The following is a 23,074-nucleotide window of genomic DNA, read 5'->3' as shown; positions in this document are numbered from 1 at the left end:
GTGCAACCCATCGGCAATTGATGGGTTTTCACCCATCCTACAGACTGCAAACCAAATCGGTTGAGCGCAGCGACACCCAGAAGATCGCCCTGGGTATCGCTGCGCTCAACGCCAGGCTACGAGCGTTGTCAGCTTTCTTCGCTATCGAGCAGCAGGTTTTCCAGGGCCTCGCGGTACTTGCCTGGCTCCTGCCAAAGGCCGCGCTGCTGGGCTTCGAGCAGGCGTTCGATAATGTCCTGCAGGGCGCCGGGGTTGTGCTGCTGGATGAAGTCGCGGGTGTCTCTGTCCATCAGGTAGGCGTCGGTGAGCAGGGCGTACTGGTGGTCGTCGACCAGCTCGCTGGTGGCGTCGAAGGCGAACAGGTAGTCGATGGTCGCGGCCAGTTCGAAGGCGCCCTTGTAGCCATGGCGTTTCATGCCCTCGATCCACTTCGGGTTGGCCGCACGGGCGCGTACCACGCGGGCCAGTTCCTGCTTGAGGGTACGGATGCGTGGCGTGTCAGGCTGGCTGTTGTCGCCGAAGTAGCTGGCCGCCTTGCCACCGCGCAAGGTTTCCACCGCCGCCAGCATGCCGCCCTGGAACTGGTAGTAATCATTGGAATCGAGGATGTCGTGCTCGCGGTTGTCCTGGTTGTGCAGCACCGCCTGCATGCGCTCCAGGCGCTCGGCGAACTGCTCGCGAGCCGGTGCGCCCTCGACGCCCTTGCCGTAGGCATATCCGCCCCAGTTCAGGTACACCTCGGCAAGATCCGCACGGCTTTCCCACAGGCGCTCTTCGATGGCGTTCTGCACGCCGGCCCCATAGGCACCCGGCTTGGAGCCGAAAATCCGCCAGCCAGCCTGGCGCCGTGCCTGGTGTTCGTCCAGCCCGCCGTCCTGCAGCGCCAGCGCTTCTTCCCAGACCCGGGCGGACAACGGATTCATGTCCGGTGCTTCGTCCAGATCGGCAACCGCCTGCACGGCGTCATCGAACAGGCGGATCAGATTGGCGAAGGCATCGCGGAAAAAGCCGGACACCCGCAGGGTCACATCCACCCGCGGGCGACCGAGCTGCGCCAGCGGCAGCACCTCGAAACGCTCGACCCGCTGGCTACCGGCCTGCCACACCGGGCGCACGCCCATCAGCGCCATGGCCTGGGCGATATCGTCACCGCCGGTGCGCATGGTCGCGGTGCCCCACACCGAAAGGCCGAGCTGGCGCAGGTGGTCGCCTTCGTCCTGCAGGTGGCGTTCGAGCAGGCGATCGGCGGCCTGCACACCGAGGCGCCAGGCGGTGGGCGTGGGCAGGTTGCGCACGTCCACGGAGTAGAAGTTGCGCCCGGTGGGCAGCACGTCGAGCCGCCCGCGACTCGGCGCGCCACTGGGGCCGGAGGGCACGAAGCGGCCTTCGAGCGCGCTGAGCAGGCCGTGCATCTCGGCGTCACCGCAGGCGTCTAGCAGCGGAGCGATATGGCTGCGCAGACCGTGCAGCACGAGTTCGCTGAGCGGGCCGACCGATCCGGCCCCCTCGATCAACCGTAATCCGAGCAGTTCAAGGCGCTCGCGGGTATCGCCCACCGTGCGCCAGGGCTCGTCGCTCAGACCAGACAGAACGTCAGGCCGCGGGCCGCTCCAGGGCGCCGCCATATCGCAATCGAGGGGATCGAAATCGAGTGCCAAGTCGCTGGCCAGGGCGCGCAGCAAGCTGGCATTGCCGCCCTGCCCGTCGCCACGCGGAATGCGCAGCAGCGCCAGCAGCGTGTCGCGGCGCAACTGCCCGGCCGGCGACTCGCCGAACACGTGCAGGCCATCGCGGATCTGCGATTCTTTCAGGTCGCACAGGTAAGCATCGAGCTGCGGCAGCCAGCTGGCGGGATCATCGTTCAGCTGCAGGCCCAGTTCGCGATCCAGGCTGGCCTCGCGCACCTTCTGCAGGATCTCGCCACGCAGCTCGCTGGCGCGGCGCAGGTCGAGCTGGCTGGCGTCGTAGTATTCGTCGGCCAGGCGCTCCAGATCGCGCAGCGGGCCGTAGCTTTCGGCGCGGGTCAGCGGCGGCATCAGGTGGTCGATGATCACCGCCTGGGTGCGGCGCTTGGCCTGGGCGCCTTCGCCGGGGTCGTTGACGATGAACGGGTAGATGTTCGGCAGCGCGCCGAGAATCGCCGTCGGCCAGCAGCTTTCGGAAAGCCCGACGCTCTTGCCCGGCAGCCACTCCAGGTTGCCGTGCTTGCCGACGTGAATCATCGCGTTGGCCCCGTAAACGTGGCGCATCCAGAAATAGAAAGCCAGGTAACCGTGGGGCGGCACCAGGTCCGGGTCGTGGTAGACCGCCGCGGCATCGACCTGATAACCCCGTGCCGGCTGGATGCCGACGAAGGTCAGGCCGAAGCGCAGGCCGGCGATCATCAGCCGACCCTCGCGGAACATCGGGTCGCTTTCCGGCGAGCCCCAGCGCTCCAGCACCGCCTGGCGATTGACCTCGGGCAGGGCCGCGAAGCAGCGCTGGTAGTCGTCCAGTGCCAGGCTCTGGGCGCAGGGCCGCAGGTCGAGATTGTCGAGGTCGTTGGTCACGCCGCCGAGCAGTTGGTGGATCAGCGCGGTGCCGCTGTCCGGCAGGCCCTCGACCGGATAGCCCTGGGCTTGTAGGGCGCACAGGATATTCAGCGCCGCGGCTGGCGTATCCAGGCCGACCCCGTTGCCGATGCGGCCATCGCGGGTCGGGTAGTTGGCGAGTACCAGAGCAACGCGCTTATCCACAGCCGGCAGGCGCTGCAGGTCGGCCTGACGACGCGCCAATTCAGCGACGAAATCCATCCCGGGCAGGTGCGCGTGGTAACAGACCACGTCGCTCTGGCTGCGCTCGCTACGAAAGGCCAGGCCCTTGAAGCTGATGGGCCGGGTGATCAGCCGGCCATCCAGCTCCGGCAGCGCGATATGCATGGCCAGGTCGCGAGGGCCGAGGCCCTGGGCGTTGCCTTGCCACTGTTCTTCGCTGTCCAGGGCGCAAAGCGCCTGCAGCACCGGCACGTCGCGGCGGAACGGACGCGCCTGGGGCGACTCCGGGTTGGACTGGGCGAAACCGGTGGTGTTGAGAATCACACTGGCGCCCGCTTCATCGAGCCAATCCTCCACCTGCGCCAGGCAGGCCGCCTCCTTGAGGCTGGCCACGGCGATGGGTAACGGGTTGAGGCCCTGGGCCTGCAGCCGCTGGCAGAAGGTGTCGACGAAGGCCGTGTTGGCCGCCTGCACATGGGTGCGATAGAACAGCAAGGCGGCAACCGGTGCATCCGCTTTCCAGTCGCCGCGCCAGTCCTGTAGCGAGGCATTGCCGATACGCGGGTGATAGAGGCCGAACCGCGGCAGCGGTTGCGGCGTCTGCCAGCCATAGTCACGGCCCAGGTAACGGTCGGCAATGCAGTTGAAGAACTGCCGGGCGTTATCCACACCGCCCTGGCGCAGGTACTGCCAGAGCCGCTCGGCATCTTCGGTGGTCACGTTGCCCAGCGCCGTGAGCTCGGGGTCGGGGTTGTCACAACCCGGAACAAGAATCAGCGTCTTGCCCTGCCCCGCCAACTCCACCAGCCGCTCGATGCCGTAGCGCCAGTAGCTGACGCCGCCGTGCACGGAAATCACGATGACCTTGGCGTGCCTGAGCACCTGCTCGACGTAGAAATCCACCGAGGCGTTGTTGCTCAGCTGCGCCGGGCTGGCCAGGCGCAGGCTGGGGTAATCCTCGGGCAGATGGCGGGCGACTTCGGCCAACAGCGACAGGTGCGAATCGCCGGTGCACAGCACCACCAGCTCGGCGGGTGTCTGGCCGAGGTCGGCGATGCTGTCGGCCGGCAGCGATTGGCCGGGCTGAGTACGCAGCAGGTGCATGATGGGCGCCGGTTACGCCAGCGCCGCTTTCAGCTCGGCGGCGATGGCGGTGTGATCCAACTCCTGGCCGATCACGATGAGGCGGGTCACTCGGGCTTCGTCTGTTTTCCAGGCGCGGTCGAAGTGCTTGTCGAACCGCTGGCCAACGCCTTGCAGCAGCAGGCGCATGGGTTTGTTCGGCACCGCGACGAAGCCTTTCACGCGCAGAATGCCGTGTTTGCCGACCACATCCTTCAGCGCAGCGAGCAGGCGCGCCTCTTCCGCTTCCGGTAGTTCCACGTGGAACGAGTCGAATTCATCATGATCGTGATCGTCGTCTTCATCGTCGTGGTGGGTGCGGCGGCCCTCGATGTGCAACTCGGTCTCGCTGTTCAGGCCCAGCAGCACATTGAGCGGCAGCGAGCCGCCATGAGCCTCGACCACCTTGACCGCCGACGGCAGTTCCTCGGCCACTTCGGCGCGCACGGCAGCCAGCGCGCCGGCATCGAGCAGGTCGGCCTTGTTGAGAATCACCAGGTCGGCGCTGGCCAGTTGGTCGGCGAACAGCTCATGCAGCGGCGATTCGTGGTCGAGGTTGGGGTCGAGCTTGCGCTGGGCATCGACCTGATCGGGGAAGGCGGCGAAGGTGCCGGCAGCCACCGCCGGGCTGTCTACCACGGTAATCACCGCATCGACGGTGCAGGCGTTGCGGATTTCCGGCCAGTTGAAGGCCTGCACCAGTGGCTTGGGCAGGGCCAGGCCGCTGGTTTCGATGAGGATATGGTCGAGGTCGCCGCGACGCTCCACCAACTCGCGCATCACCGGGAAGAACTCTTCCTGCACGGTGCAGCACAGGCAGCCGTTGGCCAGCTCGAACACCCGGCCATTGGCTTCTTCCTCGGTGCAGCCGATGGAGCACTGCTTGAGGATTTCGCCATCGATACCCAGCTCGCCGAATTCGTTGACGATCACCGCGATGCGCCGGCCCTCGGCGTTTTCCAGCATGTGGCGCAGCAAGGTGGTCTTACCGGCACCGAGAAAGCCGGTGACGATGGTGACGGGAAGTTTGGCGAGCGTTTTCATGGAAGCCCCTGGCAGTCTGCAGAAACGGCGAGCGGGCGATAGGATGGCAGGCACGGGCGAACCCATGCCGAGCATCACCGGATCACCCCGCCCGGTTGTCGAAAGCGTTATCGAGGCAGGTCTCCTGGCTGGCAGGTCATGGCGCGCGGCCGGCCTTCCCGGTTGCCCAGTGGCGATTGGCGACGCACTCGCTGCTTACAGTTGCGGGGGCAGCCACGGCGATCCGTGTTCCCTCTTAGCTGCTTGATGACAAGCAGCACCTCGAAGAATGCAAGGCTACGCAGCCCCCGCGACACGGTCAATCGCGGCGCGACCTGCAGCATATTGACGCCCTGATTGCTTCGTGGTGTTCTTGGCTGGTTGTTTCAGGTGTCTCACGCCGCCGTGCGTGAGGTGAAACGGGAAGCCGGTTCGAGTCCGGCGCTGCCCCCGCAACGGTAAGCGAATGCCAGGATCGTTTTGGCCACTGTGCGTATGCATGGGAAGGCCGATCCCCATCGCCGCAAGGTGATCATCGCAAGCCCGGAGACCGGCCTGGATCGTCTGTTTGGCAACCCGCGGTGGGCGGGCACGCGCCGATCGCTGCCTGCCTGTGCGGGCTGTCTCGCCGTGTCCTGCTGTGCCGTCTACCCCTGAGGTCTACGATCATGTCCAGCAGCGTCATTTCCACCTCCAGCGTTTCCACATTGCCCCTGTCACAGCGCATCCTGCTTGCTTTTGGCAGCTGCGTGCTGGGCGCCGTGCTGATTTTCTTCGCCGGCTTCTCCCACGTCGAAGCCCTGCACAACGCCGCCCACGACACCCGGCACAGCGCCGCGTTTCCGTGCCACTGAGGGCTTGCTGATGATCAAGCGTATCGCCCAGACCGCCGGCTTCGCCGGCCTGCTCGCCGCCATCGTGCTGACGGTGCTGCAGAGCCTGTGGGTCACCCCACTGATCCTGCAGGCGGAAGGCTTCGAAGTCGCGGAGCCTGCCGCCATCGAACACAGCCATGACGCCACCGCTGCCCACGACCATGGCGCGAGCGGCCACAGCCACGACGGCGAAGCCTGGGCGCCCGAAGACGGCTGGCAGCGGTTGTTATCCACAGGCCTGAGCAATCTGGTGGTCGCCGTCGGCTTCGCGTTGATGCTCGCTGGCCTGTTCACCCTGCGCGCCCCGGAAAAAACCTGGCAGGGCCTGCTCTGGGGCCTGGCCGGATTCGCCACCTTCGTCCTGGCGCCCGCCAGCGGCTTGCCGCCGGAGCTGCCGGGCACTGCCGCAGCGGAACTAGTGCTGCGCCAGTACTGGTGGACCGGCGCGGCCGCGTCGACCGCGGCGGGCCTGGCGCTGCTGGCATTCGGCGGCAATTGGATGCTGCGCATTCTCGGTGTGGCGATTCTCGCCTTGCCCCACCTGCTCGGCGCGCCGCAGCCCGAGGTGCATGAAAGCCTGGCGCCCGAGGCGCTGGAACATGAGTTCATACTCGCCTCACTGCTGACCAACGCTGCGTTCTGGGCGGCGCTGGGCCTGGCTGCCGCCTGGTTCCACGGCCGTGGGCGCCAGCAACAGTGAGTGAGCGGCCTGTTCTCGTCGCCGGCCTGGGTTGCCGGCGCGAGTGCTCGCTCGAAGAGCTGCTGAGCTTGCTCGACGACACCCTGGCTGAACATGGCTCGAGCACTGCCGAGCTGACAGCCCTGGCCAGCAGCGACCACAAGGTCGATGAGCCAGGCTTGCAGCAACTGGCAGCGCACCTGAACCTGCCGATCCACTTCCTGCCCGCCGAGGTGCTGGCGGGTTACCATGGGCGCTTGAGCCAGACCTCGGCCATCGCCCAGCGTGTCACCGGCAGCCCGGGCGTTGCCGAAGCCAGCGCCCTGGCGCTGGCCGAACGCTCGAGCAATCGACCGGCTCGCCTGTGGATAACCAAGCGCAAGAGCCCCAACGCGACAATGGCCGTTGCTCGCAGCGATCCGTAGGGTGGATCGGGGCGCGTAGCCCACGCTTTCTCGATCCAAGGGAAGGCGATCCCCCACCTGGCGACCGCATAAGCCGAACACCACGGTGGAAGAGAAAAGCATCTTCCACCCTACACCCAGGAATCCAATGACCGTCTACTTTATCGGCGCCGGCCCCGGCGACCCCGAGCTGATCACCGTCAAGGGCCAGCGCCTGATCCACAGCTGCCCGGTAATCCTCTACGCCGGCTCGCTGGTGCCCGAAGCGGTGCTAGCCGGCCACCGCGCCCGTCAGGTGGTGAACACCGCCGAGCTGCATCTGGATGAGATCGTCGCCCTGCTGCGCGCCGCTCATGAGCGCGGAGAAGACGTAGCGCGGGTGCACTCCGGCGACCCGTCGCTGTATGGCGCCATCGGCGAGCAGATTCGTCACCTGCGTGCGCTGGGCATCCCCTTCGAGATCATTCCCGGCGTGACCGCCACAGCCGCCTGCGCCGCGCTGCTGGAGAGCGAACTGACGCTGCCGGCGGTGTCGCAAACGGTGATCCTCACCCGCTACGCCAGCAAGTCGCCGATGCCGACGGGTGAGCAGCTGCATGATCTCGCCCGCCACGGCGCGACCATGGCCATCCACCTGGGCGTGCAGCACCTGCCAGAGATCGTCGCCGAGCTGCTGCCGCATTACGGCGCCAGTTGCCCGATCGCGGTGGTGCATCGCGCCAGTTGGCCGGACCAGGACTGGGCGGTCGGTACCCTGGCGGATATCGAGGCCAAGGTCAGCGCCAAGGGTTTCCGGCGTACCGCGCTGATTCTCGTCGGCCAGGTATTGGGGGCGGAAGACTTCGCCGATTCGGCGCTCTACAACGAAGGCCACCGCCACCTGTTCAGGACAGGCGCTGCAGACGATACAGACTCTCGCTGACCTGGCCACGGTTGTCGGCGATGACGATCTGGGCGCCTTGGCGGGCGAGGCGCTCGTTGAAGTCGCTGGCGTACAACTGCTTGAGAAAGGCCGGGTAATCAAGTGGGGCCTGGGTAGGCGTCAGGTTAGCCAGCCAGACATGCAGCGCCGGCAGGAAAAAGCTCCATTGTCCTGCGCTGCAGTCGAAGCCAGCGGCGCGCAATTGCGCGATAGACGCCGAGTCGCCGCTCAGCACCTCGCCACAATAGCGATACAGGATGTCCAGCCACTCGTTCATTTCAGCCCGCAACCACCGGCACTCCCACAGCGGTGCAGTTGCCAGCGCACCTGTCGCTCGCACGCCTGCCCCTGAGCTGAAGATGCGCAAATGCCGGCAGCCCCAGGCCCGCATCGCTTGCCTGGGCTTGCAGGCTCAATTGGCACTGATTGACATCGATGCAGCGTCTGACGCCTCGCTGATCGGCTCTACCCGTATAAAACCGCCATCATCCGGAACGATCAAACGCCCAGGGCGCATCTCGATCATTGGATTGGCAGGACGCGGGGGCTCAGCTACCGCAGTAGTTTTGGCAGGCGGCGGCAGCGTAGCTAAAGCTTTCGCAGGTGGGGGCGCGGTCGGTTTGACAGGCGGCGCGACCACAGCGGGCGCGGCGGCCACCGCGGGTACCGCGGCCTGAGCGACATCGGCAGTCTGGCGCCCCGTAGGAGCGGCCGCCGTGCGCACCGCAGGCACTGCCGGATCTACGCCAGCAGCCGCGCGAGCGGGCGGCAACGATGTTGGCGGCGCCGTGCTTGCAGAACGGGCAAGGGCAAGCGGCACAACCGGCGTTGGCCGGAAATTCGACAGCTGTGGAGCCGGCACGCCCTGCGGACGCGCTACTACGCTAGGTGCCGTTGCCGGTGCCTGCACCGCTACAGGAGCCAAACTCGGCTGGTCGGGGGTGCTTACACACCCCCCCAACAGCGCCAGCAGCCCAACTACAGTCGTTACACCCTTCATTTCCCCCCCAAAGCCCCCGCCAAACGTGATAAATCCGGATATTCGTCAATAGCCGGGAGCAAGACTATCACCACGATGATAGCGAACAGATTGCCGGGTGATTTGCCAAGTCATAGGTCGACAGCGATGCGGAACGCCTCCAAACGATAAGCCGTTCGAGCAATGCGATGCAATCGGCTGCATCCCGGGCCTGCGAGCGGCTCACTAAACGCTGCAGCACAGCGCCTTATCCACCCGAATCCCGCTGTTTCTCCACGGGTGCCAAGCCCAGGGTGCGATAGATCTCAACCCAGCGCAGCGCAACGTCACTGGCGGCCCGTTGCTGTTCGAGCTGCGTATCGAACTGGGTGCGCTGGGCATCCAGCACCTCGATCATCGATAAGGTACCGGCGTCGTACTGCCGTTGCGCCAGCGCGGTGGCACTGGCTGCCGACTGGCTTGCCGTGTCCAGCAACCGCTGCCGATCAAGCCCTTCGACGTAGGCGCTGATGGCGCTGCGGGTTTCCCTTAACGCCTGTACCAAGCTGGCCTGATAGCCAAGCCAGGCTTGCTCGCGGCGTGCATCGCCGGCTTCGATGCCCGCGCGGATGCGGCCAAAATCGAACAGTGGCTGCAGGGCCTGTGCGCTCAGCGTCCAGGCCGGAACGCTCGCGCCCTGCTCGAAGCCCACCAGGGCACCGAGGGTCAGCTGTGGATAACGCAGTGCCTTGGCCGCATCCAGGCTATCGTCGGCAGCCAGCAGACGCAGCTCGGCGGCGCGTACGTCAGCTCGGGCACGCAGGCTGCTGGCGGGCAGCTGCAATAGCGGTAGCAGGCGCTCGTCACGGGGTGCCAGCGGTTGCGCCGGTTCAGCCAGCAACCCGTCGATTCGCGATTGCTGCGCATTGAGCAGATAGGCCAGCGCGTAACGCGCCGCTTCACCGTGTTGACGCGCCTGTGGGATGACCGCGCGGGTGATTGCCACCTGGGTATCGAGGCGCTCGACGTCGAAACCACTGGCGGTGCCCTGGTCGAAACGTACCCGGGTGATTCGGGCGATCTGCGCCTGGCTGTCGGCTGCACGGCCTGCAATATCGACCTCATGCTGGGCCAGGCGATAGTTCAGGTAGGTGCTGGCCACCTCGGCAATCAGGCTGACGCGCAACGCCTGGTAGTCGGCATCCGACGCCTGCAGGTTGGCCTCGGCGGCGCGTTGCAGCGCACCCAGGCGCCCGAACAGATCGGCCTCCCAACTCAAATCCAGCCCGTAGAAGTAGTCTTCGTCGCGGCCATCGCGGGCGCTACGACCCTTTTCGTGGCTGCCGGTCATGTTCAGGGTCGGATACCGGTTACCCGCAGCCTGGCGGCGTAGCGCGCGCTGCTCGCGAATACGCTGGGTCGCTGTCGCCAGGTCGAGGTTGTCACGCAGCGCCAGCGCTACCAGCTGATCCAGCACCGGATCCTGCAGGCTTTGCCACCAGGCCTGCGGCAGCTCGGCCACCGCCTGGGCTGGCAAGGGCGCTGGCGGCAGAGGCTCGCGGCTGCTGCAGGCCAACAGTGGCAAGCAAGCCAGCGCCAGTAACACGGCCCTCATCTCACACCCTCCGGGTGCGCTAAATCAGACGCGCGCCGCCTGCCCAGATGACGATCCATCATCAGGTAGACCACCGGCGTGGTCAGCAGCGTCAGCACCTGGCTGAACAACAGGCCGCCGACCACGGCGACGCCCAGCGGCTCACGCAGCTCGGCGCCGGTTCCGAAGGCGAGCATCAGCGGCACAGCACCGAACATCGCGGCCAGCGTGGTCATCAGGATCGGCCGAAAGCGAGCCATGCAGGCCTGGTGGATCGCCTCACGAGGTGCCATGCCCTGGCGCTGGGCCTGCAGGGCGAAATCGACCAACAGGATGCCGTTCTTCTTGACGATGCCAATCAACAGAATCAGGCCGATCAGCGCCATGATGGAAAAATCCAGCCCCCACAACCAGAGCAGCAGCAAGGCGCCGATACCGGCCGACGGAATGGTCGAGAGAATGGTCAGCGGGTGCACCAGGCTCTCATAGAGCACACCCAGAATGATGTATACGGCGACCAGCGCGGCCAGGATCAGCCAGGGTTGCGAGGCCAGGGTCTGCTGGAAAGCCTGAGCGGCGCCGCTGAAGCGCCCGCCGATGCTGGCCGGCATGCCGATCTCCTGCTCGAGCTGACGCAACACCACCACCGCGTCGCCAAGCGCTACGCCGGGTGCCAGATTGAACGACAGGTTGGCCGACGGCAACATGCCGCTGTGGTTGATGCTGACCGGCGCCGGCTTGGCCGGCAGCACCTGAACGAAGGTACTCAGTGGCACCAGCTGCCCGGTGATCGGTGAGCGCAGCTGGAACAGCTCAAGGCTCTGCACCCGCTGGCGCTGGTTGCTGCTCAGCTCGAGCACCACCTGGTACTGATTGGACGCGGTCTGGATCTCGTTGATCCGCCGTTGCCCGAAGGCGTCGTACAGCGCTTCGTCTACATCCGCCGCCGAGAAGCCATAGCGCGCGGCAGCCTCGCGATCGATCTGCACCGGGGTTATCGAGGCGTCGAACTGCAGGTCGTTGTTCACGTCGCGAAACATCGCCTGCCCCTGCAGCCGTTCGGTCAGACGCGGCGTCCAGACGGCCAGCTCCTCCAGCGAGCGACTGCGCAGGATGTACTGGTACTGCGCACGCGATGCCCGGGAGCCGAGGTTGATGTCCTGCCCTGCCCGTAGGGTCACGCGCAGGTCGGGAATGGCGGCGAACTGTGGACGAAGTCGGTCGATGATCTGCTCGACGCTGACCGAACGATCATCCGGGTCGGTCAGCACCACGGCCAGGCCGCCGACGCTGTAGCTGCCGTCGTTGCCGATATCGGCGTTGAAGGCCACGACATCCGGGTCGTTGCGCAGGATATCCACAACCTGCCGGCTCTTGGTGCGCATCGCCTCGTAGGAAATATCCGCCGAGGCCTGCACCGTGCCATTCATGAAACCCGTGTCCTGTAGCGGGAAAAAGCCCTTGGGCATCAGCGCGAAACCACTCACGCTGATGGCGATGCAGGCGAAGAACACCGCCAGGATGCTGCGCGGGTGATCCAGCGCCCACACCAGCGCGCCCTCGTAGCCACGCAGTACGCGGCGCATGGTCGGGCCTGGCCCGTGATGGTTGTCCAGCGGGCGCATGCACAGGGCGGCCAGCGCCGGCGCCAGGGTCAGGCAGATGACCACGGAAATCATGATCGCCGAGGTGGCCGCCAGGGCGAACTCGCGAAACAGACGGCCCACATAGCCGCTCATGAAAAACAGCGGTATGAACACCGCCACCAGCGACAGGCTGATGGACACCACCGTGAAGCCGATCTCGCGAACCCCGTCGAGGGCCGCCTGGACCCGGCCGACACCCCGCTCCAGATGCCGGTGAATGTTTTCCACGACGACGATGGCATCGTCGACGATGAACCCCACAGCAACGATGATCGCCACCAGCGTCAGGTTGTTGAGCGACAAGCCGAACGCCAGCATGGCCGCGCAGGAGCCGATCACCGAAGTCGCCAGAACGGCGAACACCACCAGGGTCGCCGACCACTGGCGCAGGAACAGCGCCATGATGCCGATCACCAGCGCCACGGCAATCAGCAGGGTCAGCTCGGCCTCGTGCAGCGAGGCGCGAATGGTACGGGTGCGATCGTTGAGCACCTTGACCTCGAGATCGGCCGGCAGGCCGGCTGTCAGCTCGGGCAGCGCCGCCGTGACCGCATCGGCGGTAGCGACGATGTTGGCACCCGGCTGACGACGGATAACCACCGCCACGCCGGGTTTTCCATCGGGTGTGGCCTGGGTGTAGGCGTTTTCCGCACCGGGCACCACGCTTGCCACGTCTCCCAGGCGAATGGCTGCGCCGTTCCGGTAGGCGACGATCAGGTCGGCGTACTCGCTGGCCTCGAACAGCTGGCCATTGCTGTCCAGGGTGGACAGTCGATGCTGGCCGACCAGTGCGCCGGTGGGCCGGTTGCCGCTGGCTCGCTGCACGGCGCTGCGGATGTCCGCCAGGGTGACGCCGGCAGCCACCAGCCGCTCTGGCCGTGCCTGGATGCGAATCGCCGGGCGTTGCAGACCGTTGAGGCGAATCATGCCGACGCCTTCGATCTGGCTCAGCTGGCGGGCGATGGCCGACTCGGCCAGGTCGCTGACCTCATACGGCGAGAGGGTGCCGGAGGTAACCGAGAGGATCAGGATCGGGGTATCGGCGGGGTTGATCTTGCGCCACACCGGCAACTCGGGAAGTTGGCTGGGCAGGCGCGAGGAGGCGGCGTTGATCGCGGCCTGGACCTCCTGAGCGGCGGCGTCGATGTTCTTGTCGAGGCTGAACTGCAGGATCAGTTCGACCCGGCCCAGCGAGCTGGCCGAGGTCATGTCGTCCACGCCGGGAATGGCGCTGAGCTGCACCTCCAGAGGCGTGGCGACCGACGAGGCCATGGTTTCGGCGCTGGCGCCGGGCATCTGCGCGGAAATCTCGATGGTCGGCGCATCCACTTCCGGCAGCGGCGCCAGCGGCAGGCGTGCGAAGGCAATGACGCCGCCCAGGATCAGCGCCAAGGCGAGCAGAATCATGCCGATCGGATGGGCGATGCACAGCGCGTAGAAGCCGCGTGGCCGCCTCAAGGCTGATTTCCGCCAACGGATACCGGCTCGACACGCCTGACGGTAACCCCAGGGCGCAACCGCGACTGGCCATCGGTGACGATCCGATCACCGGCCGCCAAGCCGGAAACCACCGCGCGCTGCTCGTCCTCGTGCAGTACCTTCACCGCCACCGGCTGTACCTGCTCACCTTCAACGCGCCACACGAAGGTGCCCTCGGTGCGCTGGCGGAGGGCCTCGAGGGGTACCGCCAGCGCCTGCTCGAGCAGCCCGGTCTGCAGGGTGACCACCACCGACTGATCCGGCCACAGCTGCTGCTGGGCGTTCGCGAAACGCGCCTTGAAGCGCAGCGTGCCCGTGTCCAGCGCGACGCGGTTATCGATCAGCGCCAGGGTACCGGTGCCGAGCAACGCGCCACCGTCTTCGGCAAACGCCTGCACTGGCGTTTCCTGAACCGCACCCAGCAAACGCTGCAGCTCGGGCAGGCGGCGCTGGGGCAAGGTGGCTTCCACATCGATAGGGTCGATCTGCACCACCGAGAACAGGCTGGCGCTGTCATTGCTCCTGAGCAGGCTGCCGACATCGACATTGCGAATACCCAGGCGGCCCTCGATGGGCGATTCGATTCGCGTGTAGGAGAGTTGCACGCGAGCGGCATTCACCGCCGCATCGCGGGTCGCCAGCGTGGCCTGCAGGCGGGCCACCAGGGCCTTCTGCTGGTCGAGGGTCTGCGCGGGCGAGGCGCGCTCGCGCACCAGGTTCTGGTAACGCTGCAAGTCGATGCGGGCGATATCCAGTTCCGCACGGGTCACATCGCGCTCGGCCTGGGCCTGCTGCAGTGCGGCGCGCAGGCTGCGGTCATCGAGGCGTGCCAACAACTGCCCCTTGCGTACCTGCTGCCCTTCGGCAACCGGCAGCTCGACCAGCGTGGCATCGACCTGGGCGCGGATTTCGACGCTGCTCTGCGCCCGCACCCGCCCCAACGTGCGCAATAGCACCGGGACATTGGCAGGCACCACCTCGTGCACCACCACCGGCACCGCAGCGGGAGCCTGAGCTACGGCCGTGGGCGACGGGCGTAGCCACCAGGCCAGCCCGACACCGACCAGCACGATGCACATCACGAGCGGGAGTATTCGGGACGGAGCCATGCAGGTTCTTCGCAGTGAGGGAAAGAAAATCGGCACGAGCCCTGTTGCCGGAGTCGAACGTTTTAACGGATTTCGCGGGTTATTGCCCTACCGTTTGCCGTATTTACATGACAATGCGTTACAGCAGCTGCCGACCGTCCGATGACAGCATGGTGCTGCAGCGGTAGAGTCGCCGCCTGACCTCAGGCCGCCACGGACACATGATGCAGGGACACGACGCAAGGATCGCCCGCCTATTGGCCTTCTACCGCAGTGCCTACCTGGCCGATAGCCGCGACCTGAACCTCGACAACCTCTCCACGCTGCAGGCTGGCCGCCTGGCTTGGCTCGATGGCCGCGAAGAGCTGGCCAACGGCGCTCTGCCATTGCTGGCGCTGCCACCAAGTATTGGCGCCGAACTGGAGCGCCAGCAAAGCCTCTACCAACGTGAATTGCAGCTGGTCTACGGCGTACTGCCGGTGTGCGGGCGACTCAGCACCGAAAGTGGTCCCTCCACGGCGTTCTGCGCGCCACTGGTGTACTACGAAGCCACCTTGAACAACGGTAGCGAAGGCGACGCCCACCTGCTGGCCATCGACCCCAGCCAGCCATTGGCGAACTGGCGTCTGCTGCGCCAACTGATCGACGATCACAACGCTTCACTCGACGATCTGCCGCTGCCCGACGCGCCCATCGACGCCCATGTGCTGGGCGATCTGCTGGGCTGGATCAGCCAGCGTACGCGGGTGACCGACGTACTCGCCGCCAGCGGTTTCCCAGCCCTGGAAGATCAGGATGCGGTGGCCAAGGCACTGCGACGCCGCAGCCTGTCGCTACGCGCCGCGGCCGTCGTCGCGCTGGTGCCACGTGGCAGCGGCAGCCGCGGCATCGTCCATGAATTGCAGCAATTGCAGGAAACCCACGAATGGTCGGCGCCCTTGCGCCAGCTACTCGGCGAGCTGCAGCCGGCCGCACGCCAGGGTGAAAGCTCGCCCGAGGCCCTGCCGGCCCAGCTCAGCAATGCCCAGAGCCTGGCGCTGGCCAATGCCGCGCGCTATCCGCTGAGCCAGATTTCCGGCCCGCCCGGTACCGGTAAGAGTTACACCCTGGCGGCCCTGGCGCTGGACCGCTACCTGCACGGCGAGTCGGTACTGCTGGTCAGCCGCAGCGCCCAGGCAGTGCGAGTCATCGGCCAGAAACTGCGCGAGGACTTCGGCTTGCGCGACGCGGTGCTGGAGAGCGACGGCGGTAGCCTGCAGCAAACCCTGCGCGACCGCCTGGCCAGCCTGCTGCAGGGCCAGGTGCCAAACACGCCGGCGGATGTAGAGCAGGGCCTGCAGCGCGAGTTGCGCCACCTGATCAAGCTAGAACGGCGCCAGGCCAAGGACTTGGCGACCCGCTGCGGGCAAGCGCTGCGCTGGAGCCGGCTGATCCTCAAGGCCGAGCGCGGCACCCTGGATGTCATCAGGCGCCTCCTGCTGCTGCCCTGGGTGCGCTGGCGTGTACGTGACAGCGTGCGCCCCTGGGCGCTGCTCGATGAACTGCGCGACTGCCAGCAGCACCGTGAGCGCCTGAGCCGTGACTACATCAACGCACGTCGCGCCTCAAGCCTGAGCGGTCTGCTGGCCGAAAAGCGCCAGCTGTTCGTGCAGTACAACCAGGCAATTCGCGCCCGCCAATCGCAACGGCAACTGGCGCTGTTCGAGGACATCGATCCGCAGACGCTACTGACCGCCTTTCCGATCTGGGTGGTGACGCTGGATGAGTTGCATCGCCTGCTGCCACTCAAGGCCGGCCTGTTCGACGTGATGGTCATGGACGAAGCCACCCAGTGCGATATCGCCTCGGCCCTGCCGGCCTTCCAGCGCTGTCGCCGCGCAGTGATCACTGGCGACGCCCGGCAGCTGCGCCATCTGTCGTTCCTGTCGCGCAACCGCGAGGTTCAGTTGCTGCAGCGCAGCGGACTGCCAGGTGAAGAACGCGAGCGCTGGAGCTACCGCGACAACAGCGTGCTCGACCTGGTGGGCCTGCACCTGCCGGAGCAGAGCGCGCTGACCTTTCTCGACGAGCATTTTCGCAGCCGTCCGGCGTTGATCCGCTTCAGCAACCAGTGGTTCTACGCCAACCGCCTGCGGGTGATGAAGGAGCGTCCAAGCCTGGCCCACTGCGATAGCCTGCAGGTGCAACGCCTGGACGGCGAGCGTGCGCGCAATGGCGTCAACCAGGTTGAGCTCGAACACGTGTTGCAGCTGATCGACGAACACATCACCCGCTACGCCGACAGCCCGGTGAAGCCAAGCATCGGTGTAGTGTCACCGTTTCGCGATCAGGTCGAAGCGATCCGCCAGCGCATCGCCGGCCTCGACCTGCAGCGCCTGCGCGATTTTCGTGTGCTGGTGGATACACCCTACGGCTTTCAGGGCGAGGAGCGCGACCTGATGATCATCAGCTTCGCACTCGACGCCAATGCCAGCCAGGCGGCGGTGTACCTGAACCGCCCCGACATGTTCAACGTGGCGATCACCCGGGCCCGCGAACGTCAGGTGGTGTTATTCAGCGGCGACGAACGCCAGCTGCCCACCGACCACCTGCTGCGCCGCTACCTGGAAAGCGCCGGCGAAGCGCCGAGGCCCACTCACCAGCAACCCGAGCAGGACGCTTTCGAACGCGCCCTGTGTGCGGCGCTACAGACGCACGGCGTGGCCACCTGGACCCGTTACCCGCTGGCCGGTCTGCTGCTGGACGTGTTCTGCCAACGCGGCGACAAGTGCCTGGCCATCGACCTGATCGGCTTTCCCGGTGAGGGCGAAGGCTTTCTCGAACTGGAGCGCTACCGGGTGCTGGCCCGCGCCGGCCTGGAAGTGCTGCCGCTGAGCTACGGGCTGTGGAGCCAGGAACCGGAACGGGCGCTACAGGCATTGCTGCAGCGCCTGTAGCAGCACCCCTCAGAAGCTGTGGCCGAGGTTCAGGTATAGGGCCTTCTCGTTCTCGTCGTTGAGGCCGTAGCTGAAATTCAGCGGTCCCAGCGGCGTCTCGTACCCCAGGAACACGCTCGCCGCATTGATGTAACCGCTGTCGAAGGCGTTATCGTTGTTCCACACCCGGCCGCGCTCCAGGGAGGCGCCGAGGTAGAGCGGAAAATCCAGTGGCAGGAACGAACGTGGCGTCATGCGCCGGTAGTAAACCAGCCGCCCAAGGCTGACGTTCTGACCGGCCAGGGCGTCCTGGCGGAAGCCCGAGAGTTGTCGCGGGCCGCCCAGTTGGAAGCTGGAGGTGACGATTTCGGCATCATCGAGCGTGCGCCCGTAGCGCCCACCGATGACCAGGCTGTGCGGCCCCTGACTGAATGCCTTGTCGAGGTTGATCTGCCATTGCCGGTAACGATCGTCGGCGCCGAGGCTGGCATCGTACTGGCGCAGCTTCAACTCGATCGCCTCACCTTCGTGAGGGAAGTCGACGTTATCCAGGGTATCGAAAGAGTACTGCATCTCGTAGTAGCCCTCGGTAAAGCTGAACTCGGGCTGATCGCGCTCGCCGATACGCACCTTGGCATCGCCCCAGGCCTGGCCAATACCGAAACGCAGCTCGCCGTTGTTGGCGATCTGGCGGCCGATGTCGAAGCCGTAGCCATAGCGCTGCACCCGGTATTCGGCAATGGGGTCATTGTCCAACACCGACTCGACGTTCCAGGCATCGACCCGCACGCTGGGCGCCACGAACCAGCGCGAGCCAACGTCCAGAGGCTGGTAGAACTCGCTGAACAGCTCTTGCCGGTCGCCCAGCTGCACCCTGGTGAGCCACTCAGCGCCCAGACGGTTGATGCCGTTCTTGCGAAAGCTCGCACCCAGGTTGAAGACGCTGTCGCCGTTGAAATCGTCGGAGAGATTCAGGCCCAGACGCAGGTAGTCGGTGCCGGTGCGTTTTTCCCGTGCATCGATCACCAGGGTGTTGCGCTCGTCATGGCTGACCACCCGGTACTGTACGCGCTCGAAGTAATCCAGGCCGTACAGGGTGCCCATATCGCGCTGCAGCGTGGCCATGTCCAGCGGCTCGCCGATGGGCTGGCGGATGTAATTGCGGATCACCTCGTCGCCGACCTTGGAATCGTTGTCCACCTGGATGGCGTGGATCACCGGGGCGCGCTGCTGGGCGCTACGCGCCAGGGTCAGTGCAGGATTACCACCGCCGCGACGCACCAGCTGCGCAAGGCGCGGCTGCAGCGCCTTGGCGGCCAGGTAGCCGGCTTCGATCAGTTCCTCGCCACGGCCGAAGTCGGTGACCTCGAAGCCCGTCATATTCGGCTGCACCAGCACGTCGCTGTCGCGTAGCGTCGCCAGCTGCTGCTCGGAGTTTCGGCGGGTCATCATGGTGATCGACTGGTTGAGCACGTCGACCACGGTAAGCAGTTCCTTGCGCGGTTTCAGCGGCGTGCCGATATCGACGACGATGACCCGATCGACGCCCATGTCGCGCGCCACGTCGACGGGAATGTTGTCGACCATGCCGCCGTCGACCAGCAGGCGCCCGTCCAGCTCGACCGGCGCGAACACTGCGGGGATCGACATACTGGCACGGATTACCTGGGGCAGATGACCGCTGCGAAAAACCACCTTCTCGTCATTGGCGATATCGGTGGCCACGGCGCGAAACGGAATCGGCAGGCGGTCGAAATCGCGCACGTCGCTGCTGCGCACCAGTAGACGTTCGAGCAGCAGCGCCAGATTCTGGCCCTGGATCACACCCAGTGGCAGGCCGAGGCTGCCGTCGTCGCGAAAGCTCAGACGCTGCTTGATGAGGAAATCGCGGTCATCCTGCTTGCGACGAAACGGCACATCGGTACGCGGCGGATCATCGGAAAGTACCTCGCGCCAATCCATGGTCAGCGCCACTTGCTCCAGCTCGGCGACGCTGTAGCCCGAGGCGTACAGGCCACCGATCACCGCGCCCATGCTGGTACCGGCAATGGCGTCGATGCGCACGCCCTGCTCCTCCAGCGCCTTGATCACACCGATATGCGCCAGCCCCCGCGCCGCGCCGCCGGAAAGCACCAGGCCGACCCTGGGCTGGGGTTCCTGGGCGATAGCGAGCAGAGGGGTGAGCAGGAGCAGCAGAACGAGCAGACGACGCATGGCACATCCCTGGTATTGGGCGAAAAAGCGCCATTATAGGAGCCTCGCCGTCAGGGATGCGCAACGCGAAAATGTTTGGTCTGGAATCAGTGCAGGCGGCGCGATTCGCCCGCGAAGGGATCATGAAAACTGCTGATTTCCGATTGCAGGCGGCGATTCTCGCCGTAGGCCTCGATGGCGCGGCGATAGCGCATACGCTGCTCGTCGAGCAGCTTGCGGCGGGCTTTCACCACGCTCTGTTCCGGGTGCAACGCTTCGTCCACATGGCGAGCCATGGCAGGTCTCCAGGTTGATTACGGGAGACTAGCTTCCGCGAATGCGATGACAGTTTGAGGAACAAGGCGTGACGCCTGGGTGACGGGCTCGCGGCTGTTCACGATCTAGACGCTATAAAAGCGGCTGCTACAAGGCAGAAGCAGACATCCAGCGAACTCGTGGGAGGGGCTTTAGCCGCGAGTTTTTTATCAGCGCAAGCAAAGAGCTCGCGGCTAAAGCCCCTCCTACAAAAGCCACGCCTTCACCGGCCGCTCTCACCACTTAGCTGTCGAAATCGACGAACCTGGGCTGAAAGACTTTGAACAGATTCTTAGGCGCCGTCTTCGTGGGCCCTGATCGACTTGGCCGACAGGCGCAGACTGCGCAGGCTGCGTTTGACGCTCTTGAGGTGGTTGACCAGGCTCGGGCCGCGGGCCATGGCCACGCCCATGGCGAGCACGTCGATCACCACCAGGTGAGCGATACGCGAGGCCAGCGGCGTATAGATCTCGGTGTCTTCCTGCACATCGATGGCCAGGTTCACCGTGGCCAGCTCGGCCAGCGGCGTCTGGCCCGGGCACAGGGCGATCAGCGAAGCGCCGGCCTCGCGTACCACGTTGGCGGTGATCAGCAGGTCCTTGGAACGCCCGGACTGGGAAATGCACACGGCCACGTCGGTCGGCTTGAGGGTGATGGCCGACATTGCCTGCATGTGCGGGTCGGAATAGGCCGCGGCATTGAGCAGCAGGCGGAAGAACTTGTGCTGGGCGTCGGCGGCCACCGCGCCCGAGGCGCCGAAGCCGTAGAACTCGATGCGCTGCGCATGGGAGCAGACGGCGATGGCCTTCTCCAGCGCCACCGGATCGAGCTTCTCGCGTACTTCCATCAGCGTGTGCAGGGTGGTGTCGAAGATCTTCATGCTGAAGTCAGCGACCGAATCGTCCTCGTGGATCGCGAACTGGCCGAAGCTGGCACCGGCGGCCAGGCTCTGCGCCAGCTTGAGCTTGAGATCCTGAAAGCCGCTGCAGCCGATGGCGCGGCAAAAGCGCACGATGGTGGGCTCGCTGATCCCCACCGAATGGGCCAGCTCGGCCATGGAGCTGTGCATGACTGCAGCCGGGTCGAGGAGCACATGATCGGCCACCTTGAGTTCCGACTTGCGCAGGAGGTGACGTGACTGGGCGATGTGCTGCAACAAATTCACGGGCTGGGACTCGACTGGCAAAGGATGGTTACGCCGGCTGGACGTTGAAGCGTCACGACTCGGTTATGATCGAGGGACTCCGCCGGGCTGTAGTGATCTTGTAGTTATACTACAAGCCTGGCGACCTCGCACGGACAAACCGAATCGGAGTTCCCATGCAGAGCAATTGCTGCGACATGCTGGTATTCGGCGGCACGGGCGACCTCGCCCTGCACAAGCTGCTTCCAGCCCTCTATTACCTGCATCGCGGCGGCCGCCTGCATCGCGACACGCGCATCCTCGCCCTGGCGCGCAGCAGCCACACACGGGCCGCCTACCAGGCCCTCGCCGAGCGCCACTGCCGTGCCCAGGTGGCCCGCGCCGATTTCGACGATGACACCTGGAAGAGCTTCGCTGAGCGTCTGGACTACTTCGCTATGGACGCTTCGCAGAGCGCCGACTTCGGTCGCCTGGCCAAGGCACTGGGTAATGATCGAGAGCGCGTCAGGGTCTACTACCTGGCTACTGCACCGGATCTGTTCGAAGCCATCGCCTCGCACCTCAAGGTTGCCGGTCTGGCTGGTGCAGGCGCGCGCATCGTGCTGGAAAAACCCATCGGCCATTCGCTGGAATCGGCCCAGGCGATCAATGCCGGCATCGGTGCGATGTTCGATGAGTCTCAGGTATTTCGCATCGACCATTACCTGGGCAAGGAAACCGTGCAGAACCTGATGGCGCTGCGTTTTGCCAACGCCCTGTTCGAGCCGGTGTGGCGCGCCGGGCACATCGACCATGTGCAGATCAGCGTGTGCGAGACCCTGGGTGTGGAAAACCGCGGCGCCTACTACGACAACGCCGGCGCCATGCGCGACATGATCCAGAACCACCTGCTGCAACTGCTCTGCCTGGTGGCCATGGAAGCGCCGGTACGCTTCGATGCCGAGTCGGTGCGCAACGAGAAGGTGAAGATCCTCGAAGCCCTCAAACCCATCACCGGTCAGGACGTGCGCGACAAGACCGTGCGCGGCCAGTACACCGCCGGCAAGATCGGCGGCCAGGAAGTGCCCGCCTACTACTTCGAGAAGAACGTCGACAACGACAGCGATACCGAAACCTTCGTTGCCGTGCAGGCCGAGATCAACAACTGGCGCTGGGCCGGCGTGCCCTTCTACCTGCGCACCGGTAAGCGCCTGGCTCGCAAGACCTCGGAAATCCTCATTCAATTCAAACCCGTGCCGCACCAGCTTTTCGGCAACGGCCAGGCCAACCAGTTGCTCATCCGCCTGCAACCCGAAGAGCGTATCAGCCTGCAGTTGATGGCCAAGAACCCGGGCAAGGGCATGCGCCTGCAGCCGGTGGAACTGGATTTGAACCTGGCTGATGCTTTCAACAAACAGCGGCGCTGGGATGCCTATGAGCGGTTACTGCTGGATGTGATAGAGGGCGACTCCACACTGTTCATGCGCCGCGATGAGGTCGAAGCAGCCTGGCAATGGGTCGACCCGATTATCAAAGGCTGGCAGCAGCACTATCAAAGTCCGCGCCCTTACGCTGCAGGCAGCAACGGGCCGGAACAACTTCAGCACCTGCTGGAGCGACATGGGCGGCAATGGATTGAAGAATCCGACTCGTGATCAATATACCAACGAGCTGTCACCAACAGCCCGCCTTTGCTGTCAGTCAGCAATAAGCGTGTATTGCTGTAAGCCTTTTGCTATTAAAAGTGCGATATAAAAGCGTATTCCGATTAAATGATTTGAACTTTATTCCTGCGTAGTCGCTGAAATAATTTCACAACTTTTCATTCGGCGAAGATCATTTTTTATCGAGCAGCTCTGTCGGCAAACGACAATTCCATTAATTATAAATTTATATATAAAACAATAAGCTATGACCTAACAAATAGAAAATCTCAAGTAATCAGGTTATTTTAAATGTCAAAAATCACATGAATTTTTGATTTT

15 protein-coding genes and 2 riboswitches are annotated in these 23,074 nt (G+C 65.0%); of the genes, 6 read left to right on the top strand and 9 right to left on the bottom strand.

Translation table 11 applies throughout. The annotated features are described in order from the left end of the window. Positions 1-128: 128 nt before the first annotated feature. Positions 129-3,857 carry a cobaltochelatase subunit CobN gene (gene cobN, locus BM279_RS04065; protein ID WP_093501143.1) on the bottom strand — a complete coding sequence of 1,243 codons (3,729 nt, stop codon included), beginning with the start codon at positions 3,855-3,857 and terminating at the stop codon, positions 129-131. Positions 3,858-3,869: 12 nt separating this feature from the next. Then, positions 3,870-4,919, bottom strand: a complete 1,050-nt coding sequence (gene cobW / locus BM279_RS04060; protein WP_093501141.1) for a cobalamin biosynthesis protein CobW — start codon at positions 4,917-4,919, stop codon at positions 3,870-3,872. A 97-nt stretch (positions 4,920-5,016) separates the two neighbouring features. Further along, positions 5,017-5,198, bottom strand: a riboswitch (cobalamin riboswitch). A gap of 71 nt (positions 5,199-5,269) precedes the next feature. Next, positions 5,270-5,471: riboswitch (cobalamin riboswitch) on the top strand. 95 nt (positions 5,472-5,566) lie between these two features. Here cobW and BM279_RS04055 point away from each other — a divergent pair. From BM279_RS04055 to cobM, 4 genes are all read left to right on the top strand, one after another. After that, complete coding sequence (locus BM279_RS04055) at positions 5,567-5,752, top strand: CbtB domain-containing protein (RefSeq protein ID WP_013793513.1); 186 nt, start codon at positions 5,567-5,569, stop codon at positions 5,750-5,752. 10 nt (positions 5,753-5,762) lie between these two features. Then, the gene (locus BM279_RS04050) at positions 5,763-6,473 is read left to right on the top strand and encodes a CbtA family protein (protein WP_093501139.1); all 711 of its coding nucleotides are present in this window, start codon (positions 5,763-5,765) and stop codon (positions 6,471-6,473) included. Then, positions 6,470-6,877, top strand: coding sequence for a cobalamin biosynthesis protein (locus tag BM279_RS04045; protein WP_093501137.1), 408 nt, complete (start codon positions 6,470-6,472; stop codon positions 6,875-6,877). The genes BM279_RS04050 and BM279_RS04045 overlap by 4 nt, the downstream gene beginning before the upstream one ends. A gap of 127 nt (positions 6,878-7,004) precedes the next feature. Next, positions 7,005-7,778: a precorrin-4 C(11)-methyltransferase gene (cobM, locus tag BM279_RS04040; protein WP_093501135.1), complete on the top strand. Its 774-nt coding sequence runs from the start codon at positions 7,005-7,007 to the stop codon at positions 7,776-7,778. On the opposite strand, the gene BM279_RS04035 is transcribed toward cobM, so the two are convergent. The 4 genes from BM279_RS04035 to BM279_RS04020 form a co-directional block, all read right to left on the bottom strand. Further along, positions 7,741-8,055: a hypothetical protein gene (locus BM279_RS04035; RefSeq protein WP_093501132.1), complete on the bottom strand. Its 315-nt coding sequence runs from the start codon at positions 8,053-8,055 to the stop codon at positions 7,741-7,743. The genes cobM and BM279_RS04035 overlap by 38 nt on opposite strands. A gap of 949 nt (positions 8,056-9,004) precedes the next feature. Beyond that, positions 9,005-10,351: a TolC family protein gene (locus BM279_RS04030; protein ID WP_093501130.1), complete on the bottom strand. Its 1,347-nt coding sequence runs from the start codon at positions 10,349-10,351 to the stop codon at positions 9,005-9,007. Beyond that, the gene (locus BM279_RS04025; protein ID WP_279626486.1) at positions 10,348-13,434 is read right to left on the bottom strand and encodes an efflux RND transporter permease subunit; all 3,087 of its coding nucleotides are present in this window, start codon (positions 13,432-13,434) and stop codon (positions 10,348-10,350) included. The genes BM279_RS04030 and BM279_RS04025 overlap by 4 nt, the downstream gene beginning before the upstream one ends. Then, positions 13,431-14,564 (bottom strand): efflux RND transporter periplasmic adaptor subunit, encoded by a 1,134-nt coding sequence (locus BM279_RS04020; protein WP_244154106.1) that lies wholly within the window; start codon positions 14,562-14,564, stop codon positions 13,431-13,433. The genes BM279_RS04025 and BM279_RS04020 overlap by 4 nt, the downstream gene beginning before the upstream one ends. Positions 14,565-14,767: 203 nt before the next feature. Here BM279_RS04020 and BM279_RS04015 point away from each other — a divergent pair, with 203 nt between their 5' ends. Further along, the gene (locus BM279_RS04015; protein WP_093501126.1) at positions 14,768-17,479 is read left to right on the top strand and encodes a DEAD/DEAH box helicase; all 2,712 of its coding nucleotides are present in this window, start codon (positions 14,768-14,770) and stop codon (positions 17,477-17,479) included. Positions 17,480-17,488: 9 nt separating this feature from the next. Here the strand turns inward: BM279_RS04015 and BM279_RS04010 are convergent, their stop codons facing one another. From BM279_RS04010 to hexR, 3 genes are all read right to left on the bottom strand, one after another. After that, a complete protein-coding gene (locus BM279_RS04010; RefSeq protein WP_093501125.1) occupies positions 17,489-19,672 on the bottom strand; it encodes a patatin-like phospholipase family protein in 2,184 nt (727 codons plus the stop codon). An 86-nt stretch (positions 19,673-19,758) separates the two neighbouring features. After that, entirely contained in the window at positions 19,759-19,947 is a 189-nt protein-coding gene (locus BM279_RS04005; RefSeq protein WP_093501123.1) for a PA3496 family putative envelope integrity protein, read from the bottom strand. A 311-nt stretch (positions 19,948-20,258) separates the two neighbouring features. Beyond that, a complete protein-coding gene (hexR, locus tag BM279_RS04000) occupies positions 20,259-21,131 on the bottom strand; it encodes a transcriptional regulator HexR (RefSeq protein WP_093501121.1) in 873 nt (290 codons plus the stop codon). 155 nt (positions 21,132-21,286) lie between these two features. Here hexR and zwf point away from each other — a divergent pair, with 155 nt between their 5' ends. Next, complete coding sequence (zwf, locus tag BM279_RS03995) at positions 21,287-22,744, top strand: glucose-6-phosphate dehydrogenase (RefSeq protein WP_093501119.1); 1,458 nt, start codon at positions 21,287-21,289, stop codon at positions 22,742-22,744. Positions 22,745-23,074 lie beyond the last annotated feature (330 nt).

This window comes from Phytopseudomonas straminea, from assembly GCF_900112645.1.
GTDB classification, from domain to species: Bacteria; Pseudomonadota; Gammaproteobacteria; order Pseudomonadales; family Pseudomonadaceae; genus Aquipseudomonas; species Aquipseudomonas straminea.
This window is presented reverse-complemented; position numbering and strand designations above follow the sequence as displayed.

What these genes read in the sequence shown, in the direction of transcription:
- BM279_RS04035 (WP_093501132.1), bottom strand. Translation starts at nt 8,055, where the DNA reads ATGAACGAGTGGCTGGACATCCTGTATCGCTATTGTGGCGAGGTGCTG.
- BM279_RS04030 (WP_093501130.1), bottom strand. Translation starts at nt 10,351, where the DNA reads ATGAGGGCCGTGTTACTGGCGCTGGCTTGCTTGCCACTGTTGGCCTGC.
- cobM (WP_093501135.1), top strand. Translation starts at nt 7,005, where the DNA reads ATGACCGTCTACTTTATCGGCGCCGGCCCCGGCGACCCCGAGCTGATC.
- BM279_RS04015 (WP_093501126.1), top strand. Translation starts at nt 14,768, where the DNA reads ATGCAGGGACACGACGCAAGGATCGCCCGCCTATTGGCCTTCTACCGC.
- BM279_RS04055 (WP_013793513.1), top strand. Translation starts at nt 5,567, where the DNA reads ATGTCCAGCAGCGTCATTTCCACCTCCAGCGTTTCCACATTGCCCCTG.
- BM279_RS04010 (WP_093501125.1), bottom strand. Translation starts at nt 19,672, where the DNA reads ATGCGTCGTCTGCTCGTTCTGCTGCTCCTGCTCACCCCTCTGCTCGCT.
- BM279_RS04050 (WP_093501139.1), top strand. Translation starts at nt 5,763, where the DNA reads ATGATCAAGCGTATCGCCCAGACCGCCGGCTTCGCCGGCCTGCTCGCC.
- zwf (WP_093501119.1), top strand. Translation starts at nt 21,287, where the DNA reads ATGCAGAGCAATTGCTGCGACATGCTGGTATTCGGCGGCACGGGCGAC.
- cobW (WP_093501141.1), bottom strand. Translation starts at nt 4,919, where the DNA reads ATGAAAACGCTCGCCAAACTTCCCGTCACCATCGTCACCGGCTTTCTC.
- cobN (WP_093501143.1), bottom strand. Translation starts at nt 3,857, where the DNA reads ATGCACCTGCTGCGTACTCAGCCCGGCCAATCGCTGCCGGCCGACAGC.
- BM279_RS04005 (WP_093501123.1), bottom strand. Translation starts at nt 19,947, where the DNA reads ATGGCTCGCCATGTGGACGAAGCGTTGCACCCGGAACAGAGCGTGGTG.
- BM279_RS04020 (WP_244154106.1), bottom strand. Translation starts at nt 14,564, where the DNA reads ATGGCTCCGTCCCGAATACTCCCGCTCGTGATGTGCATCGTGCTGGTC.